Below are 19256 nucleotides of genomic sequence, written 5' to 3' on the forward strand. Positions count from 1 at the left end.
CGCCGGCCGGGCGCTCGAGCGATACACTGTCGATTCGACCGCCCTCGCGCCCGACCATGTCCGCCCCCCGCCTTCTTCCGGACTCCGCACGTTACTGGCGCACGCCGCTGCTGCCGGATGCGGACCTGCTCACGGCGACCTATCGCGACCATACGTTCGCGCCGCACTGGCACGACGCGTACACGATTCCCGTGATCCTCGAGGGCGCGGAGCGCTACACCTGTCGCGGCAGCGGCCATGTCGCCGAAACGGGCACCGTGCCCGTGATCAATCCCGGCGAGGTGCACACGGGCTCGCGCGCGACGGACGAAGGCTGGTGCTATCGCGTGAGCTACGTGCCGGTCGACTACATTCGCGCGCTCGCGAGCGCGATCGCGGGGCGCCCGCAGGATGCGCCATGGTTCCCGTCCGACGTGATCCGCGACGCCGATCTCGCGGCACGGCTCGCGCTGGCCCACCGGATGATGGAGGCAGGCAGCGAGTGCATGCCGCCGTTCCATCCGCACGAGCAGCCGGCCGCCGACGTTCCGGCCGCCGCGGCACCGTGCGCCTACGATCCGCTCGCCGCCGAAACGGCGATGCTCGATGCATTGTCGACACTGATCGCGCGCCATGCCGACGCGCGGCTTCAGCCGGCGGCGCTCGCGGCCGACGAGCCGCGCGTCGACGCGATGCGCGAGAGGCTCGCCGCCGATCTCACGTGCACGGTCACGCTCGACGACGTCGCGCAGGCCGCCGGCCTGTCGCCGTTCCACGCAGCGCGCCTGTTCACCCGGACGATCGGGATGCCGCCGCATGCGTGGCGCAACCAGCTGCGGCTGCAGCGCGCGCTTGCGCCGTTGCGCGCGGGCGTGTCGATCGCCGACGTCGCCGCGGCCAGCGGCTTCGTCGACCAGAGTCACTTCTCCCGGCATTTCAAGCGGATGTTCGGCGTGCCGCCCGGACGCTGGCAGGCGCGCTGACGCGCACACGCCCATCCTGCATTCGACGATACGCGGCAACCGGCACGCAGATTGCGCCGCCGGCGCCGCGTGCGCAAGAACGTACAAGCCGCCACGAGCAGCGCACCGCTATCCTGCATTGCATGGAGACGCGCCCTGTGAAACCTGCACCCACACCTTCATCCCCGCCCCGCCGCCCGCTCAACGAATGGCTCGACGGCGCACGCGACACGATCCCGATGATGATCGGCGCGGCGCCGTTCGGCGTGATCTTCGGCACGCTGGTCGGCGGCGGCCCGCTCGCCGCATGGCACGGCGCGTTGATGTCGCTTGCGGTGTTCGCGGGCTCAGCGCAATTCATCGCGCTCGGCCTGATCGCCGGCAGCGCGAGCTTCGTCGTCGTGCTCGCGACGACGCTGATCGTGAACCTGCGTCACCTGCTGTACAGCGCGACGCTCGCCCCGTACGTCGCGCACCTGCCGCTGCGCTGGCGCGCGACGCTCGGCGCGCTGATGACCGACGAGGTGTTCGCGGTCGCCTACGCGCACTACCGGCACTTCCCGCCCGGTGCGATCGGCCCCCACTACTTCTTCGGCTCGGGCCTCGCGATGTACCTGAACTGGCAGGTCTGGACGCTCGCGGGCATCGGTTTCGGCGCGGCCTTCCCGGGCCTCCAGTCGCTCGGCCTCGATTTCGCGATGGCGGCGACCTTCATCGCGATCGTCGTTCCGCAACTCGGCACGCTGCGCTATTTCGCGGCCGCCGCGACGGCCGGTACGCTCGCGTACTTCTGGCAGGGCTGGCCGTACAAGCTCGGGCTGCTGGGCGCGGTCGCCGCCGGCGTCGCGGTCGGCGTCGCGCTGACACTGCGGCACGAGCGTTCGCGCACCGCCTCACACACGGAGACCGCATCGTGAGCTACGCGCTGCTGATCCTCGGGATGGCCGTGATCACCTATGCGATCCGGACGACGCTGTTCCTGTTCGGCGAGCGGCTGACCTTCCCGCCGCTCGTGCGGACCGCGCTCGGCTTCGTGCCCGTCACCGTGCTGACCGCGATCATCGTGCCGATGACCGTCTCGCCGCACGGCGGCACGGCCGAACTGACCTGGCGCAATCCGCAGCTCGTCGGCGCGCTCGCCGCCGTGCTGGTATCGGCGACGACACGCCGGCCGCTCGTGACGATCGCGGTCGGGCTCGCGGTGTTCTTCTTCTGGCAAGGGATCGTGATGCCGCACTGGCTGTCGGCCTGAGCGAACGTCGCCGGCCGCGCTCAAGTTTTCGCCTGGCGCGCCGATATCGGGTAGGAAGACCCGCCATCGGCCTCGGCGCGAACCGGTCCGTCGACGCTGCGCCCGCACCGGTGCGCGGTGTCGGCCGCCGGCCGCGCGGGCCGCCATCGAGACGATTCATGGGCCAGATCACCCTTTCCCTCAAGGACGACACGCTTGCGTCCCTGCGCAAGGACTACGACGCATTCGTGCGCGTGTCGCTGAAACTCGACCCGCAGTTCGCGACGCCGTCGTTCGAGGATTTCCTGCGCGCCAAGCTGCTCGACAACATGGTGCCGCTGACCGAGCATGCCGTGCAGCGGATGCTCGAGGGCGGCCAGTACGCATGGGCGAAGCGCACGCTCGACAAGGAATTTCCGGACGTCGTCGCGATCCTGATGCGGCAGGCCGGCGAATTCGGCTTCGGCTTCGCGTCGCGCTCCGAATGGACCCCCGACGAGCTCGCGAAGGCGTGCCGCGACTGGGCCAAGGCGATCGTCGCCGAAGCACAGGGCGACGCGTCGCTCGTCGATCCGCTCGCCGCGCAGATCAAGAGCGCGGTGCACGACATCCAGGCGCTCGAGGAAATGATGCAGACGCCCGCATGGCGGCTTGCGGAATCGCTGCGCCAGCGCGTCTACGAGGCGAAGCTCGCGTGCGAGATGAGCGTCGGCAGCGCCGCGCGCGACAAGCTCGGCGAACTGCGCGGCCTGCTGCGACTCGGGCTCGCGCACGGTTCGTTCCAGAAACAGGAGGCGCAGCAGATCATGGAATACCTGCGGCTGCTGAAGCCCGAGATCTTCGTCGACGAGCCGTACGACGTTTTCGCGCGGCTTGCCGCGTGGCTGCGCAGCGTATTCACGCCGTCCGCCGCGCGACCGGCGCCCGGACCGGGCCAGGAACAGCACCGGCCATGACGGCCCGCGTCCACGCATGAAGAACGGCCCGGTTCGCGCGAAGCGAACCGGGCCGCCGATCGATCGCCGTCACGACGCGCCGTCCGGGGCGAACGTCGTGCGACGTCGGAGGGCCGCTTACTGTGCGGCGCCCGAGGCCGATGCGCCGCCCTGCACGCCGGCCGACGCGCCGCCGTCGACCGCCTCGTCGCCCACCTTCGACTTTGCCGTGCCGGCATGATGCTTGGCCGACTTCGCCGCATGCTTCGCGTGCTTCTTGGCCGAGTGGACCGACGACGACGCCGTATCCTTCGCGCCGTCGGCTGCCGCGCCGACCGCGTCGGTTGCGCCGCCGACCGCATTGCCCGACGCATTCGCGCCGGCATCACCCTGCATGCCCGCACCTGCGCCAGCCCCTGCTGCCGGCGCCTGCGCCTGCACGCCGGCACCTGCGGTGCCCTGTGCCGCGACACCCGTCTGCGCGAATGCGGCCGAAGTGGCGAACGCCGTCAGCGCGGCACCGATCAGCATCGAACGAATCTTGGACATGACAATCCTCCTCAAGAAGTTGTGGGCGCGGACCGCGTCGATGCGACCCGTCGCGTCCCCTGCCGCAACGCGCAGCAGGTACGACGAAAGACCCGCGGGCCGCACGTCCGGTTCTCGAATCTCTCAGACTGTTACCCACCGTTTCATTTGCTGACGAATCGCTCACAGTCCTTAACAACTGCGGCGCGCGGGCCTGCACGAGCGTCCGCACTCGCGCGCCGGCCGTCGGTGCCGTATGATGCGGGGCGATTCCTCCCGCGCACGCGCGCTCCCTTCGTCATGCCCAATCTGGATTTCACGCTGACCGGCGAATACGTCGAGCTGCACAACCTTCTCAAGATCACCGGCCTCGCGGATAGCGGCGGCACCGCGAAGATGTTCGTCGCGTCCGGCGCGGTGAAAGTCGACGGCGTGGTCGAGCTGCGCAAGACCTGCAAGATCCGCGCGGGTCAGGTCGTGCTGTTCGGCGATACGCGGATCGCGGTTCACGACGCGTAGCGGTTCCCCCTGACCACGACATGGCCATCGGCGCGCGCGTTCGACACCGTTCGAATAAAGCCGTAAGCTAGCCGTCTCTCAAAATAAATACAGACAGCGCGGGCCCGCACCCGCGCGAGCGCTCACTCCATGTCGCATTCCGGTCTCACGCGGACGGCCGCCGCGCCGCCGTCGCTGTCCAGCCATGCCGCCGATACCGCGCGCCTCGCCGCGCCGCTCGCGATCGCACAACTCTCGCAGATGGCGATGAGCGTCACCGACACGGTGCTGCTCGGCTCGCTCGGCCCCGATTCGCTCGCGGCGGGCGGCCTCGGCGCCAACTTCTTCTTCGTCATCGTGACCGTGCTGCAGGGCGTGCTGTCGTCGATCAGCGTGAGCGTCGCGCATGCGCGCGGCGCGCAGGCGGAACATCGCGTGCCGCACATCTACTGGACCGGCTTCGTGCTGTCCGTGCTGCTCGCGATTCCGGCGATCGTCGCGCTGTCGCTGTCCGAACCGATCCTGCTGATGTTCCACGAGCCGCCGACGCTCGCGCGTCATGTCGGCGAATACACCGGCATCCTGCGGTTCGCGGCGCTCGGCAGCCTGATCGGCGTCGGACTGATGCGCGCATTCCTGCCGGCGATCGGCGCCGCACGACGCCTCCTGTGGGTGTCGATCGGCGGCGTCGGCGTCAACGGCGTGCTGAACTATGGGCTGATCCACGGCGCGTTCGGCTTGCCGCGGCTCGGTTTCCTCGGCTCGGCGGTCGCGACGACCATCACCATCTGGCTCACCGCGCTCGCGCTGATCTGGCTGCTGCACGGCCGCCAGCGGTTCCGTCATTTCGTGACCGCCGCCCGCCCGAAACTGCCGGTGATGGGCGAGCTGATCGGCATCGGCTGGCCGGTGGCGATCACGTACGGGGTCGAATCGACGCTCTTCCTCGCCACGGGCCTCACCATCGGCGTGCTCGGCGCGACGTCGCTGGCCGCGCATCAGATCGCGCTGAACGTCGCGTCGGTCGCGTTCATGGTGCCGCTTGCGATCGGCCAAGCCGCCAACGTGCGGGTCGGCTACTGGGTCGGCGCCGGCCAGCCGGTCGCCGCGCGGCATGCGGGCTTCGTCGCGCTCGGGCTCGGCGTCGCGTTCATGTCGCTGTCGGGGCTCGTGCTGATCGTCGCGCCGCATGCGATCGTCGGCCTGTATCTGCAACTCGACGACCCGGCCAACGCGGCGACCGTGTCGCTGGCCGCGTCGCTCCTCGGCATCGCCGCGGTGTTCCAGATCGTCGACGGCATGCAGACCGTCGGGTCGGGTGCACTGCGCGGGCTGCGGGACACGCGCATCCCGATGCTCGCGGCGACCTTCGGCTACTGGGGCATCGGTTTCCCGACCGGTTACTGGCTGGCGTTCCATGCCGGCCTCGGCGCGCGCGGCCTGTGGTGGGGGCTCGCGGCCGGCCTCGCGAGCGTCGCCGTGCTGATGGCCTGGCGCTTTCACCGGAAGACATCGTCTCTCGTCGCGCCGACGCGTTGAACTCGGCACGACGCGAAATCGCGGCCGGCGCTATGCTTGTCGGCTGAAGACCCAAGGACGCCGCGCCAGCGGCGCGACTGCCTCACGATACGCCAGACGCCGCGCCACGCGCGGCCTTTCCCCTTCCCAAGAGGAGTGCATCATGAACGAAGCAGTTCGGATGGAACGCGACACGTTCGGCGAGATCGCCGTGCCGGCCAACCGGCTCTGGGGCGCGCAGACGGAACGCTCGCTGCAGAATTTCCGGATCTCGACAGAGAAGCAGTCGCCCGAGCTGATCCGCGCGCTCGCGATCGTCAAGCGCGCCGCGGCCGCCGTGAACCAGTCGCTCGGCGTGCTGGCCGACGACAAGGCGCGCGCGATCATCGACGCGGCCGACGAGATCATCGCGGGCAAGCATCCGCGCGAATTCCCGCTCGCGGTCTGGCAGACGGGCTCCGGCACGCAGACCAACATGAACCTCAACGAGGTGATCGCGAACCGGGCGAGCGAGTTGCTCGGCGGCGAGCGCGGCGAAGCACGCAAGGTCCACCCGAACGACGACGTGAACCGCGGCCAGTCGTCGAACGACGTGTTCCCGACCGCGATGCATGTCGCGGCCGCCTACGCGATCGTCAACCACCTGCTGCCCGCGCTGCGCACGCTGCGCGCGACGCTTGACGCGAAGTCGAAGGCTTTCGCCGACATCGTGAAGATCGGCCGCACGCACCTGCAGGACGCGACGCCGCTCACGCTCGGGCAGGAGTTTTCCGGCTATGTCGCGCAGCTCGACCAGGGCGTCCGGCACGTCGAGTCGGCGCTGCCGCACCTGTACGAACTCGCGCTCGGCGGCACCGCCGTCGGCACGGGGCTGAACGCGCATCCGGAGTTCGCGGTGCGCGTGGCCGACGAAATCGGCCGGCTGACGAAGCTGCCGTTCGTGACCGCACCGAGCAAGTTCGAGGTGATGGCGGCTGCCGATGCGCTGGTGTTCGCGCACGGCGCGCTGAAGACGGTCGCGGCCGGCCTGATGAAGATCGCCAACGACGTCCGCTGGCTCGCGAGCGGGCCGCGCTGCGGGCTCGGCGAACTGTCGATTCCGGAAAACGAACCGGGCAGCTCGATCATGCCGGGCAAGGTGAACCCGACGCAGTCGGAAGCCGTGACGATGCTGTGCTGCCAGGTGTTCGGCAACGACGTCGCGGTCAACGTCGGCGGCGCCAGCGGCAATTTCGAGCTGAACGTGTTCCGGCCGATGATCGCGCACAACTTGCTGCAGTCGGTGCGGCTGCTCGCCGACGGCGCGCAGAGCTTCAACGACCACTGCGCGGTGGGCATCGAGCCGAACCGCGCGCGCATCGACCTGCTGCTGAACGAATCGCTGATGCTCGTGACGGCGCTCAATCCGCACATCGGCTACGACAAGGCCGCGCAGATCGCGAAGAAGGCGCACAAGGAAGGCACGACGCTGAAGGCCGCCGCGCTCGCGCTCGGCTACCTGACCGAGGCGGAATTCGACGCGTGGGTGCGCCCCGAAGAGATGATCGGAGCGCGGTAATCGCGGGGAGGTGACGCGATGACGGGCGCGGCACGCATGCGCGGCGCCCGTTGTCGTCAGACGGTGCCCTTCGCCACTTCCTCGGGCTTCATCTCGACGATCTTGTCGAGCGCGGCGCGCACGTCGGCCGCATATTTGGCGAGCACCTTCTGCTCGTCGGTCTCGGGCACGAACGGCGGCACCGGCACCGGGTTGCCGTTCTCGTCGACCGCGACGAACACGACGAGGCAATCGGTCGTCTGGCGCAACACGCCGCCCTTCGGATCGCCGGCATGCACGGACACATGGATGTGCATGCTGGTGCGCCCCGTCGCGACGACGCGCGCCTTCAGTTCGACCAGGTTGCCGACGAGAATCGGACGCTGGAAGCGGATGTTGCCGACGCTGACCGTCACGCAATAGCGGCTCGACCAGACCGCCGCACACGCATACGCGACCTCGTCGATCCACTTCATCAACGCTCCGCCATGCACCTTGCCGCCGAAGTTCACGGACGACGGCTCGGCGAGGAAGCGGAATACGGTTTCGGTGCGGTCGAGGGCGGCCGGTACGGGGGACGGTTGGGACATCGTGGTAGCTCCAGGCGGCGGGGGCACTGCAATCGGCGCATTATACGTTGCACTGCGGCAACACGTCGCGGCGCCCGCCGCGCGGCCGCGACGGCACGCCCGCGCACGCTGAGCCGGCGTCGGCGCCGGAAATCGGCGCTCGTCAGCGGCGCACCGTGATCCCTTGGTCGATCGTCCCGTACATCTCGAGGCTGCCGCCCCGCGCGCCGGCGGCGCCCGCGCCGCCCTGCGCACAGGCCGCGCAGAGGAGCGCGGCCGCCAACAAGCAGAAAATCGTCTTCATCGTTGCATCGTGTCGCATCCGGCGGCCCACTGCCGCCGCGTCGGGTCATTCTACGCGCGCGCGGCCGGCGACCGCCGGTCGCGCCCCGCCCCGCCGCATCCGACATTTCATCCGAACGCGAAACATCGAATGCGCGCAGCGCCTACACTGCAGTCATTCCGACTGACGAGACACGACGATGACCGATCAAGACGACCACCACTTTCCAGGCCTGAGCCGGATCGGCGCACTGATCGCCGATCCCGGGCGCGCCGCGATGCTGTGGGTGCTGATGGACGGCAGCGCGCGGCCGGCCGGCGAACTGACGATGATCGCGGGGCTGTCGCCGTCCGCGGCGAGCGCGCACCTTGCGCGCCTGACCGAAGGTGGCCTGCTCGCGCTCGACGTGCGTGGCCGGCACCGCTACTACCGGCTCGCGTCGGCCGACATCGCGGCGTCGCTCGAGGCACTCGCGAACGTGGCCCGCGCGGCCGCGCCGAACCGTCCGGTGCCGCCGCCGTCGCGCACGGTGCCGGCCGAACTGCGCTATGCACGCACCTGCTACGACCACATGGCCGGCGAACTCGCGGTCCGCATCTTCGACGGGCTCACCGCGCGCGGCTGGCTGCAGGCGGACGGCGACGCGATCGAGGCCACCGAGCTCGGCACGCAAGCGCTCGCGCGCTGGGGCATCGACGTCGCACAGCAGCGCACGCGCCGCCGCCGTTTCGCATGCGGCTGTCTCGACTGGAGCGAGCGCCGCCCGCATCTCGGCGGCGCGCTGGGCGCGGCACTCCTCGACAGCTTCTGCGCGCACGGCTGGATCGAGCGTGCCGCGCGGCCGCGCGTGCTGCGCGTCACCGTGCCCGGACAGCAGATTTTCGACGACTGGCTTACGTCCGCTTGACGCGCACATTGCGACCGGACGACAACGGCGCGCGATGGACAGGTTTTGTTACATCGCGTGCCATTAGACTTACAAAACACCGAGCACTGAAACAGGCCGAGCGGATATTGTGAACTCAACGGCACGAATCGACGCGCCGCGATAACGACGAAGACGCTCATCATGGCCTCCCTGTTCACGCTCAAGCGAACCGCCAGCTGCACGCTGCTCGCGTTCGCCACGCTGGCGACCCTGCCCTCCGCATTCGCGCAAGCGACACAGGCCGCGGCGTATGCGGCCGCCGCCCGACAACCGGGCGGCGATCCGCCGAGCCGCGTCGCCCGGCTCAACTACATGTCGGGTGCCGTGACGACGGAGCCCGCCGGCACCGATACCTGGTCGTACGCCGCCGTGAACCGGCCGCTGACGACCGGCGACCAGCTGTGGAACGATGCCGGCGCGCGCTCGGAGCTGCACATCGGCTCGACCGCGGTGCGTCTCGGCGAATCGACGAGCCTGTCGGTCCTGAACCTCGACGACAACACGACGCAGTTGAAGGTCGGACTCGGCACCGTGTCGACGCACGTGCGCGATCTGCCGCCGGGCGGGACCTACGAAATCGACACGCCCAATCTCGCGCTCGGCGTCACGGGCCCCGGCGACTATCGCGTCGATGTCGCGCCGAACGGCGAGACGACGACGGTCACCGTCCGCAGCGGCAGCGCGACCGTCTACGGCAGCAACGGGCAGTATCCGCTGTCGCCCGGGCAGCAGGTCGTGTTCACCGGCACCGACCTGCAGGTCGCACAGCAATCGGCCGCACCGGCCCCCGACGCGCTCGACCAGTGGGCCGCCGGCCGCGATGCGGCCGAGCAGCGCTCGGTGTCGGCCCGCTACGTATCGCGCGACGTTCCCGGCTATCAGGACCTCGACGCGAACGGTACTTGGCGCGACACGCCGAATTACGGCAACGTCTGGGTGCCGAACGACACGCCGGCCGACTGGGCGCCGTATCACGACGGTCACTGGATCTGGCAAGCGCCGTGGGGCTGGACGTGGGTCGACGATGCACCGTGGGGCTTCGCGCCTTATCACTACGGCCGCTGGGCCTATGTCGACGACAGCTGGGCGTGGGTGCCCGGCCCGATGGTCGTCAGCCAGCCGCCCGTCTACGCGCCGGCGCTCGTCGCGTTCGTGGGTGGAGGCGGCGGTCCCGACTGGAGCGTCGCGCTGACGGTCGGCGGCGTCGCCGCGGCCGGCTGCGCGTGGTTCGCACTCGGCCCGGGCGAACCCTGGCATCCCGGCTGGGGTGGCTGGAGCCCGCATTACTACGATCGCGTGAACCGGAACATCGTGGTCAACAACGTGACGGTCAACAAGACCGTGAACGTGACGAACATCAACAACGTCACCAACATCACGAACATCAACAAGACGTTCGTGAACTTCCGGGCGCCGCATGCGATCACGGCCGTGCCGGCATCCGCGTTCGTGCACGGTCAGCCGGTCGCCCACTTCTCGCAGCGCGTCGATCCGCAGCAATGGCGCAATGCGCACGTGATGCCGGGCACCCCCGGCATCGCGCCGGTACGCCAGAGCTTTACCGGCGGACTGCGCACGGCCAGCTACCGCCCGCCGGCGGCGATCGGACAGCACACGTTCGTCGCGACGCGCAATCCGGCGGTGCCGGCCGCGTATCGCGACCAGGCGGCCGCGCATCTCGCCCGGCAAGGCGGGCGCGTGCCGGGCGCGGGCGCGCCCGTCGCGAGGACGAATGTGCCGGCCGACTATACGGCTCGCCCGGTCCGCGTTCCGGGCAATCCGAAAGCCGGTGCATGGGCGATGCGCAACGTGCAGCTCGTGAATCCGCACGGTCCCGTCGTGCAACCGGCGCACGCGCCGCGCGACGGGCAGCCCGCTCCGGCACAGGCACAGGCCGCACGGCCGGGTGCGCCGATGCCGATCATGCCGAATGGCGCGCGGCCGATGAACGGCGAAGGCCCCAATGCGCCGCGTGTCGCGAACGGCGCCACGCCGCAGGCGCCGGGCAATCCGGCTCCGCATCAGGCGCCCGGCGCCGGAAATGGCGTCCCGCACCCGCCGACGGCCGTCAACGCGCCGACCGGGCACGACAACACGCACGCTGCCGCGGCGCCCGCGCCCGCGTGGATGCAGCCGCATACGCCGATGGAACGTCAGCGCCCGACGCCGCCGACGGCACTCCACGCAGCCGGACAGAATGCACTGCCGCCCGTGCGCAGTGCGGCGGCGGTCCCGCATCCGGAAGCCGCGCACGGCACGCAACCCGATGTGCGGCAGGAAACGCCGCGCGCGTTACCGCAACCACGAATCGATACGACCGCGCAGATTCCGCAGCCACGTCCGCGTCCTGACTTCGCGGCACCGGCCCAGCATGCGCAGCCGCGGCCCGAGCGGGCGACCCCGACACCGCAACCGCGCCCCGAATACGCGCAACCGGCACCGCGGCGCGAGGTCGCGCCGCCGCGCGTGAACGAGTACCGCCCGCCCGCGCCGGCCGTGCACGACATGCCGCGGCCACAGCCGCAGGCGCCGCGCATGGAGCCGCGGCCGTCGATGCCCGCGCCGCACATGGAACCGCGGCCGCAACCGGCGCCGCACGTCGAGGCGCCGCGCCCGAGCAATCCGCCGCCCGGCGGCCACGAGGAGCGGCACCGCCAGTAACCGCGCCCGATGAAACGAAAAGGCCCGACCGGCGAATGCCGGTCGGGCCTTCTTCATTCCGTCTGGCGCGGATCGCGTAACCCCCGCCGCCATCGAACGCCGGGGCTCAGACCGCCATCGGCGCGGTCAGCGGCTCATGATGCCGGTAGCCGACGAGCGAGAAGTCGGACGGCTCGATCTGCTCGAGCCATTCGGGTGCATAAACGCCCGTCTTCGCGTAGTCCGGCACGCGCTCGGCGATCTCGAGCCGCGGGCTATCGTACGGTTCGCGCGTGAGCTGCTGCTGCAGCATGTCGAGCTGGTTCTCGTAGATGTGCGCGTCACCGATGAAGTACGTGAACCAGCGCGGCGTGTAACCCGTCAGCCGGCCGACGAGCGACAGCAGCGCGGCCCCTTCCGTCAGGTTGAACGGCGTGCCGAGCCCGACGTCGTTGCTGCGGATGTACAGGCACAGTGAAATCTCGCGCTTCGTGACGTTCGGCAGGAATTGGTACAGCAGATGGCACGCGGGCAGCGCGATCTGGTCGAGTACGGCCGGATTCCACGCGTGAAACAGGATGCGGCGATCGGCCGGGTTCTCCATGATCGTGTCGAGACACTGGCGCAACTGGTCGATCGCCTTGTACAGCAGCACCTTCGGCGCACCGTCCTCGTCGAAGCGCGTGACGATCCGGAAACCGCGGCGCGTCGCGTCGGCGATCTGCGCGTCGGCGTCCGCGTCGAGCACCTTGTAGCCGGGCCACTGGCGCCATTGCACGCCGTACACGTCGCCCAGGTCGTCGACGCCCTGGCGGTACGGGTTCGCGAGCCACTGCGCGTTGTCGTTCGCGTTCGCGTCCCACACCTTGCAGCCGAGCGCGCGGAAATCGGCCGCACTGCGCGATGCCCGCAGGAAGCCGACCAGTTCGCCGATCGCGGACTTGAACGCGAGCTTCTTGGTCGTCACGGCCGGGAAACCTTGCTGCAGGTCGAACCGCAGCATCGCACCGGGCATGCTGATGGTGCGGATGCCCGTGCGGTTCTCCTGCCAGGTGCCGGTGTCGAGGATGGTGCGAACGAGGTCGAGGTACTGTTTCATGCGGGTTCCTTCGGCCGCGAGGGCGGCCGTCACCCGCCAATTTTAGCAAGCTTGACGCGGAACCTCCGGCAACGGCGCCGAAAACCCTCCCAGCGGGTCGCTGCGATCGCGCATGCCATGCGCGCACATCAGCCGGTACAACGTGACGCGCGACACGCCGAGTTCGCGCGCCGCATCGGCGAAACGGCCGCGGTGGCGCAGCAGCGCCTGCTCGATCGCCTGCCGTTCGGCCGCTTCCCGCGCCTCGGTGAGCGAGACGGGCGCCAGGATCGCAAATTCGTTGAGCTCGAGATCGGCCGCGGTAATCATCCGGCCCTCCGACATCACGATCGCGCGGCGCACGCGATTGATCAGCTCGCGCACGTTGCCCGGCCACGAATAACCGTACAGCGCGGCGATCGCGTCCGGCGAGAAACCGCGCAGACGGCGATGCGCATCGCCCTTGAAACGCTCGAGCATGTGGCGCGCCAGCAGCTCGATGTCCTTGCCGCGCGCGCGCAGCGGCGGCTCCTCGATCTTCAGCACGCACAGCCGATGGAACAGATCCTCGCGGAACCGCCCGTCGCGCAGCGCCGCTTCCATGTCCACGTGCGTCGCGCAGATCACGCGCACGTCGACCGGCACCGACACATGCGCGCCGAGCCGCTCGATCTTGCCTTCCTGCAGGAATCGCAGCAGGCTCGCCTGGCTCTCGAGCGGCAGGTCGCCGATCTCGTCGAGAAACAGCGTGCCGCCGTTCGCGGCCTCGACGCGGCCGATCTTGCGCTGATTCGCGCCCGTAAAAGCACCGCGCTCGTAGCCGAACAGTTCGGCTTGCAGCAGCGTCGACGGAATCGCACCGCAATTGATCGCGACGAACGGCGCCTGCGCGCGCGCCGAGCGCTCGTGGATCGCAACGGCCGTCAGTTCCTTGCCGGTACCCGATTCGCCGGAGATGAACACCGGTGCATCGGTCGTGGCGACGCGCCGGATCGTCCTGAAGAGGCCGAGCATCGCGTCGCAGGTGCCGACCATCTCACCTTCGGCGCGCCCGGCGCCGACGGGCGACGCCACCGGGTCGGTCAGCGCGACCATGCCGTGCGCATGGCCGATGGTCTCGACGATGCGCGACGCCTCGTACGGCATCGTCACGTAGTCGAAGCAATAGTCGCGAATGAGATGTCGCAGCGTGGCGTCCTGCAACTGCCCACGCCGGGTCGCCGCGATCCAGCCGATTTGCTGGATGCTCAAGCACGTTTCGAGTTCGCGCAGATCCGCGGGCCGAAAACCCGGCGAGAAATCGAGCAGGCCGGCGGTTGCCACGCCGTGCTGCACGACACGCCGCACGTCGCGTGCGCTTTCCGCAAGATCGACGCGCCACCCGCATTCGTCGAAATGCCCGCGCAACGCGTCGTTCGGCTCGCGCGAGAAATAGATCACATGCCGCTGCTCGGCTCCCATATGCCCACCCCGTTCATCAACCGTCTAACGATTGCCGTACACGCCAAGTCGCGTGCAAAAGGATCGAACCGGGTCAGCCGAAGCGGCTCGATTCGCCATGCCGATGCGCGGCGGCGACCAGCCTCGCATGATGGCGCTTATCTCGCGTCCAGTTATTTTTTGGTCACGACGGCTTAGTTATAGGCGCTGAATACGACAAACCAATTGCAGCGCAAAGGGGCGAGCGGCCGAATCGCTCAATGGTCGACGTTTATCAATCATCTGCACATAGCACACGCGCAGCGACGCGTACCTGCATCGACACACGCGCAGATTTTCATCCTTGAAGCGTTTTGATTGAATCCGCAGTATTCCCAAGCCCCGTCGTTTCACGCCTGAAACATTTCCCGGCGTTTTCGATTGCGATTCGTGACGCTCCCCCGCAAATCGCAGACGCGACAATGCTCTTCGCCCGATGGCATGCATTTCGCTGAATGTGCAACGGATCGGAGAAGGCGGCCATGCGAACACTTTTTTCACGGTCTTGCGTGCAGATGACGATAGCGTTTGCGCTCGCGTGCCCGTTCATGCCGGCACGCTCGGAAGAAGGCGCGCGGCCCGAACGCGCGATGCTGCTTGCCGATAACGCGCCGCGCATGCAACAGGACAACCGCATCGGTATCGTGCCGATCGCCGCACCCAAACCGCGTTCGTCGGGCAACACATGGGTGACGCTGTGGGACGAGCTCGCCCCGCCTGCTCCGCTGCCGGTCCCGATTCCTGTTCCGCTTCCCGGCAACGCGCAACATGCGATGGAGGGAAACACCGGAAACCGCATGCATCAATAATCCGCTCACGACGCCACATGCCGCTCAATCGATGAGGATTACAGATCGAATGGGATGGGTCCGGTCGTTTCACGCAGCGTCGATATCTCGACGCGAACCGTTTTTTGTGTCCGTCCCCCGGCGGGCACTCTTTTTATTCTGGACATCACGGCGCAAAGGCCGCACCTCGTCGCCACCGCCGACGAGGCGCGGCGGACCGAACACCGCCAATGCGCCCGCGCGCCCGCATCGATGCGGTCGCGCGCCGCCATTCCGGTAGAATCGGCGCCATTCCGGTTCTCTTCTTCCCCGACCTTCATGACGACGTTGACCCTGATCGTCGCGCGCGCCCGCAACGGCATCATCGGCCGCGACAACCAGTTGCCCTGGAAACTTCCCGAGGACCTCGCGTTCTTCAAGCGCACGACGATGGGCGCGCCGATCGTGATGGGCCGCAAGACCCACGAGTCGATCGGTCGGCCGCTACCGGGCCGCCGCAATATCGTCGTCACGCGCGACGCAACGCGCCGCTTCGACGGTTGCGACACCGTCACGTCCCTCGCGGATGCGCTCGCGCTCGCCGCGCGCGACGGGGTCGCCGAAGCATTCCTGATCGGCGGCGCACAGCTCTATGCGGAAGGCCTGGAACTCGCCGACAAGCTGATCGTCACCGAAATCGACGCGGACTTCGACGGCGATGCGTCGTTCCCGGCGCCCGATCCCGCGCACTGGCACGAAGTGTCGCGCGACCCGCACCAGGCCGCCGCGCCGAACACGTTCGGCTATGCGTTCGTCGTCTACGCGCGCAAGCGCGGCTGACACGCGGCCCACGACAAAAAGCCCGACCGGCGCATCCACGCCGGTCGGGCTTTTTTGTTTCCTGGCGGCCGACGCCGCGCCGTTTACTGCCCGGCGATCGTCATCTGCTCGATCAGCACCGAGCCCGTTTCCTTCGTACCGCGCACGATCGAATCCGCACCGATCGCGACGATATGCCGGAACATCTCCTGCAACGTGCTCGCGACGGTGATTTCCTCGACCGGATACTGGATCACGCCGTTCTCGACCCAGAAGCCAGCCGCGCCGCGCGAATAATCGCCGGTCACGTAGTTCACGCCCTGCCCCATCAGCTCGGTCAACAGCAGGCCCGTGCCGAGCTTCTTCAGCATCGCGTCGAAATCGTCGCCCGGCTGCGTGTTCGAACTGCGCAGCGCGAGGTTGTGCGAGCCGCCCGCGTTGCCGGTCGTCTGCGTGCCGAGCTTGCGCGCCGAATAGGTCGACAGGAAGTAGCCTTCGACGACGCCGTCGCTGACGACGCTGCGCGCACGCGTGCGCACGCCTTCCTCGTCGAACGGCGCGCTGCCCATCGCACGCGGCACGTGCGGATCCTCGACGACCTGCACGTGCGGCGCGAACACCGGCTTGCCGAGGCTGTCGACGAGGAACGACGTCTTGCGGTACAGCGCGCCGCCGCTGACGGCCTGCACGAATGCGCCGAGCAGGCCGGCCGCGAGCGGCGCCTCGAACAGCACGGGCACCTTGCGGGTGTCGAGACGGCGCGCGCCCATCCGCGCCAGCGCACGCTCGGCCGCATAGCGCCCGACGGCTTCCGGCGCAGCGAGGTCGACCGCGCTGCGCTTCGACGAATACCAGTCGTCCCGCTGCATGTGGCGGCCGGTGCCCGCGATCGGCGCACACGCGATGTAGTGGCGCGAGTACGGGTAGCCGGCGAGGAAGCCGCGCGACGTCGCGAGCACGAACTGCGAATGCTGTGCCGACACGCTCGCGCCTTCCGAGTTGCGGATCTGCGGGCTGACCGCGAACGCGGCGTCTTCCGCGCGGCGGGCGAGCTCGACGGCCTCGTCGGCCGTCAGCGCCCACGGGTGGTAGAGATCGAGGTCGCGCGGGTCGGTTTCGAGCAGCTCGGCCTCGGCGAGGCCGGCCGCGTCGTCCTCGGCCGTGAAGCGCGCGATGTTGTACGCCGCGGCGACGGTATCCTTGATCGCGGCCGGCGAGAAATCCGACGTGCTCGCGTTGCCGCGCTTCTTGCCGATGAACACCGTCACGCCGACCATCTTGTCGCGGTTGTGTTCGATCGTCTCGACCTCGCCGCGGCGCACCGACACCGACAGGCCGTCGCCTTCGGAGATTTCGGTCGCGGCATCCGTCGCGCCGAGCGCCTTCGCATGGCGAAGGATGTCCGAGGCAATTTCTTTGAGCTGGTCCTGCGTGTGCGGGAAATAGCGCGCTTGTACGTCGAGATTGGCTGCCATCGTCGTGATATCCGGTGGCGGGCGAGCCGCCCGCATGTTCAAAATGTTGCGTATCCCGCGATCATAGCAAGGTCCGGGGCCACATACCGACAAGCTTGGGGTGTCCGCGCCGCGATACAATGCCGCCCATGACACGCAAAACCCGAATCCAGCCGATCGAGCACGCCGACGACGACGCCGGCAATGGCTACGATCGCCCCAGCAAATCCCAGTTGAAACGCGAGATGCACGCGCTGCAGGAGCTCGGCCAGGCCCTGGTCGACCTGCCGAAGGACGCGCTCAAGCGCATGCCGATGCCCGAGGACCTCGCCGACGCCGTGCGCGAGGCGCGCCGGATCACCGACCACGAAGGCAAGCGCCGCCAGCTCCAGTACGTCGGCCGCGTGATGCGCTCGCTGACGGACGAGGAAACGGCCGCGCTGCGCACCGCGCTGGACGCCCAGCGAGGCGTGAACAAGGCTGCGACCGCTCGCCTGCACTGGATCGAGCGCACGCGCGAGCAGCTGCTCGCCAGCGACGACGCGCTGACCGAATTCCTCCGCCAGCACCCCGAGGCCGACATCCAGGAAGGCCGCATGCTGATCCGCAACGCACGCAAGGAAGCGCAGCAAGGCAAGCCGCCGCGCTATTTCCGCGAGCTGTTCCAGTGGATCAAGACCGCGAGCGGTACGGACGAGGCCGACGCAGACGAAGCGCCGGACCAAGCCGGAGACGACCATGACGACGAAGCGTAACCACCCGGACGAGCTCGTGGTCGGCCTCGTGTCGATCAGCGACCGCGCCAGCACGGGCGTTTATGAGGACAAGGGCATTCCGGCGCTGCAGGAATGGCTCGCCGGCGCATTGCGCTCGCCGTGGCGCGCCGAAACCCGGCTGATCCAGGACGACGCGCCGACGATCTCCGCCACGCTGGCAGAACTCGTCGACGTCGCGGGGTGCGATCTGGTGCTGACGACCGGCGGCACCGGCCCCGCGCGGCGCGACGTGACGCCGGAAGCCACGCTGGCCGTTGCGACGAAGGAAATGCCGGGATTCGGCGAACAGATGCGGCAGATCAGCCTGAATTTCGTGCCGACCGCGATTCTGTCGCGGCAGGTCGCGGTGATCCGCGAGACGGCCGACCACGCGGCGCTGATCATCAACCTGCCCGGCCAGCCGAAGTCGATCCGGGAAACGCTCGAAGGGCTGCGCGACACCGACGGCAAGTCGACCGTGCCCGGCATCTTCGCGGCTGTACCCTACTGCATCGACCTGATCGGCGGCCCGTACATCGAGACCGACGCCGCGGTGGTCGCGGCGTTCCGGCCGAAGAGCGCGCAACGCGCGCCGCGCTGAGCGCGTGCCGGCCCGCTCAGGCGGCCGGCGCGGACTCGCCTGCCGGCGCCGACGCGGCCGGAATCAGAAAATGCTCGCGGTAATACTTCAGTTCGTCGATCGACTCGTGGATGTCCGCGAGCGCCGTGTGCATCGCGCGCTTCTGGAAGCCCTTGTAGATCGCGGGCTGCCAGCGGCGGCACAGCTCCTTGAGCGTGCTGACGTCCAGGTTGCGGTAGTGGAAGAACCGCTCGAATTCCGGCATCCAGCGCGCCATGAAACGGCGATCCTGGCAGATCGAATTGCCGCACATCGGCGACTTGCCGGGCGATACATACTGCGCGAGGAACGCCTGCAGCTGCGCGGCAGCCTCCGCCTCGGTCACGGTCGACGCGCGCACGCGATCGATCAGGCCCGAGCGGCCGTGCGTCGACTTGTTCCAGTCGTCCATCTTCGCGAGCGTTTCGTCGCTCTGGTGGATCGCGAACACGGGGCCTTCCACCGCGATGTCGAGCGTGGAATTGGTCACGACGACCGCGATTTCGATGATGCGGTCGTTATCCGGGTCGAGGCCCGTCATCTCCATGTCGAGCCAGACGAGGTTCAACTCGTTGCGCACGAGCGCGGGCTGGCTGGCGGAAGCGGCGGTATCGGTCATGAGTCATCCTGGAAAATGGCGGACGGCGCGCGGCGCCGCCCAGGCGGCCGGCATCGCG

Annotated in this window: 20 protein-coding genes; 13 read left to right on the forward strand and 7 right to left on the reverse strand. The window is 68.7% G+C overall.

From position 1 onward, the window contains the following. The first annotated feature begins 56 nt into the window (after positions 1-56). The 4 genes from HWX22_RS05650 (at position 57) to HWX22_RS05665 (ending at position 3128) form a co-directional block, all read left to right on the forward strand. Entirely contained in the window at positions 57-962 is a 906-nt protein-coding gene (locus tag HWX22_RS05650) for an AraC family transcriptional regulator (RefSeq protein WP_175907375.1), read from the forward strand. Between the two features lie 122 nt (positions 963-1084). Beyond that, the gene (locus tag HWX22_RS05655) at positions 1085-1858 is read left to right on the forward strand and encodes an AzlC family ABC transporter permease (protein ID WP_175907377.1); all 774 of its coding nucleotides are present in this window, start codon (positions 1085-1087) and stop codon (positions 1856-1858) included. Next, positions 1855-2193: an AzlD domain-containing protein gene (locus HWX22_RS05660; RefSeq protein ID WP_175907379.1), complete on the forward strand. Its 339-nt coding sequence runs from the start codon at positions 1855-1857 to the stop codon at positions 2191-2193. The genes HWX22_RS05655 and HWX22_RS05660 overlap by 4 nt, the downstream gene beginning before the upstream one ends. A gap of 158 nt (positions 2194-2351) precedes the next feature. After that, positions 2352-3128, forward strand: a complete 777-nt coding sequence (locus tag HWX22_RS05665; RefSeq protein ID WP_059816122.1) for a DUF4088 family protein — start codon at positions 2352-2354, stop codon at positions 3126-3128. 117 nt (positions 3129-3245) lie between these two features. Here the strand turns inward: HWX22_RS05665 and HWX22_RS05670 are convergent, their stop codons facing one another. Next, positions 3246-3656, reverse strand: coding sequence for a hypothetical protein (locus HWX22_RS05670; RefSeq protein WP_059816124.1), 411 nt, complete (start codon positions 3654-3656; stop codon positions 3246-3248). A 279-nt stretch (positions 3657-3935) separates the two neighbouring features. Between HWX22_RS05670 and HWX22_RS05675 the strand changes: the two genes are divergently transcribed. The 3 genes from HWX22_RS05675 (at position 3936) to fumC (ending at position 7209) form a co-directional block, all read left to right on the forward strand. Next, entirely contained in the window at positions 3936-4154 is a 219-nt protein-coding gene (locus HWX22_RS05675; protein ID WP_006753074.1) for an RNA-binding S4 domain-containing protein, read from the forward strand. Between the two features lie 129 nt (positions 4155-4283). Beyond that, entirely contained in the window at positions 4284-5672 is a 1389-nt protein-coding gene (gene norM, locus HWX22_RS05680) for a multidrug efflux MATE transporter NorM (protein ID WP_175915181.1), read from the forward strand. A 142-nt stretch (positions 5673-5814) separates the two neighbouring features. Then, positions 5815-7209, forward strand: coding sequence for a class II fumarate hydratase (fumC, locus tag HWX22_RS05685; protein WP_175915182.1), 1395 nt, complete (start codon positions 5815-5817; stop codon positions 7207-7209). A gap of 56 nt (positions 7210-7265) precedes the next feature. Here fumC and HWX22_RS05690 read toward each other — a convergent pair whose 3' ends face one another. Both HWX22_RS05690 and HWX22_RS05695 read right to left on the reverse strand, forming a co-directional pair. Continuing rightward, on the reverse strand, positions 7266-7778 hold the full coding sequence (locus tag HWX22_RS05690) for an acyl-CoA thioesterase (protein ID WP_014897688.1): 513 nt from the start codon (positions 7776-7778) through the stop codon (positions 7266-7268). A gap of 142 nt (positions 7779-7920) precedes the next feature. After that, the gene (locus HWX22_RS05695; protein ID WP_175915183.1) at positions 7921-8061 is read right to left on the reverse strand and encodes a hypothetical protein; all 141 of its coding nucleotides are present in this window, start codon (positions 8059-8061) and stop codon (positions 7921-7923) included. Between the two features lie 178 nt (positions 8062-8239). On the opposite strand from HWX22_RS05695, the gene HWX22_RS05700 reads away from it, so the two are divergent. Beyond that, positions 8240-8947 (forward strand): helix-turn-helix transcriptional regulator, encoded by a 708-nt coding sequence (locus tag HWX22_RS05700; RefSeq protein ID WP_059523783.1) that lies wholly within the window; start codon positions 8240-8242, stop codon positions 8945-8947. Between the two features lie 162 nt (positions 8948-9109). Then, entirely contained in the window at positions 9110-11629 is a 2520-nt protein-coding gene (locus HWX22_RS05705; protein ID WP_175915184.1) for a DUF6600 domain-containing protein, read from the forward strand. Positions 11630-11735: 106 nt separating this feature from the next. Here HWX22_RS05705 and HWX22_RS05710 read toward each other — a convergent pair whose 3' ends face one another. After that, positions 11736-12707, reverse strand: a complete 972-nt coding sequence (locus tag HWX22_RS05710; protein WP_059816398.1) for a thymidylate synthase — start codon at positions 12705-12707, stop codon at positions 11736-11738. A 42-nt stretch (positions 12708-12749) separates the two neighbouring features. Continuing rightward, complete coding sequence (locus HWX22_RS05715) at positions 12750-14147, reverse strand: sigma-54 dependent transcriptional regulator (RefSeq protein ID WP_175915185.1); 1398 nt, start codon at positions 14145-14147, stop codon at positions 12750-12752. A 500-nt stretch (positions 14148-14647) separates the two neighbouring features. Here HWX22_RS05715 and HWX22_RS05720 point away from each other — a divergent pair, with 500 nt between their 5' ends. Together HWX22_RS05720 and HWX22_RS05725 are read left to right on the forward strand one after the other, a co-directional pair. Further along, the gene (locus tag HWX22_RS05720; protein ID WP_175907657.1) at positions 14648-14974 is read left to right on the forward strand and encodes a hypothetical protein; all 327 of its coding nucleotides are present in this window, start codon (positions 14648-14650) and stop codon (positions 14972-14974) included. Between the two features lie 297 nt (positions 14975-15271). Then, positions 15272-15772 carry a dihydrofolate reductase gene (locus tag HWX22_RS05725; protein ID WP_175907389.1) on the forward strand — a complete coding sequence of 167 codons (501 nt, stop codon included), beginning with the start codon at positions 15272-15274 and terminating at the stop codon, positions 15770-15772. Between the two features lie 83 nt (positions 15773-15855). Here the strand turns inward: HWX22_RS05725 and pmbA are convergent, their stop codons facing one another. Continuing rightward, the gene (gene pmbA / locus HWX22_RS05730; RefSeq protein ID WP_059523791.1) at positions 15856-17226 is read right to left on the reverse strand and encodes a metalloprotease PmbA; all 1371 of its coding nucleotides are present in this window, start codon (positions 17224-17226) and stop codon (positions 15856-15858) included. A 128-nt stretch (positions 17227-17354) separates the two neighbouring features. On the opposite strand from pmbA, the gene yjgA reads away from it, so the two are divergent. Together yjgA and mog are read left to right on the forward strand one after the other, a co-directional pair. Beyond that, a complete protein-coding gene (gene yjgA / locus HWX22_RS05735; RefSeq protein ID WP_279610426.1) occupies positions 17355-17960 on the forward strand; it encodes a ribosome biogenesis factor YjgA in 606 nt (201 codons plus the stop codon). Beyond that, positions 17944-18561 carry a molybdopterin adenylyltransferase gene (mog, locus tag HWX22_RS05740; protein ID WP_175915187.1) on the forward strand — a complete coding sequence of 206 codons (618 nt, stop codon included), beginning with the start codon at positions 17944-17946 and terminating at the stop codon, positions 18559-18561. The genes yjgA and mog overlap by 17 nt, the downstream gene beginning before the upstream one ends. A 16-nt stretch (positions 18562-18577) precedes the next feature. Here the strand turns inward: mog and orn are convergent, their stop codons facing one another. Continuing rightward, the gene (orn, locus tag HWX22_RS05745) at positions 18578-19198 is read right to left on the reverse strand and encodes an oligoribonuclease (protein WP_049030222.1); all 621 of its coding nucleotides are present in this window, start codon (positions 19196-19198) and stop codon (positions 18578-18580) included. Between the last annotated feature and the right edge of the window lie 58 nt (positions 19199-19256).

It is taken from the genome of Burkholderia sp. BCC1638 (assembly GCF_902833195.1).
GTDB lineage: Bacteria > Pseudomonadota > Gammaproteobacteria > Burkholderiales > Burkholderiaceae > Burkholderia > Burkholderia diffusa.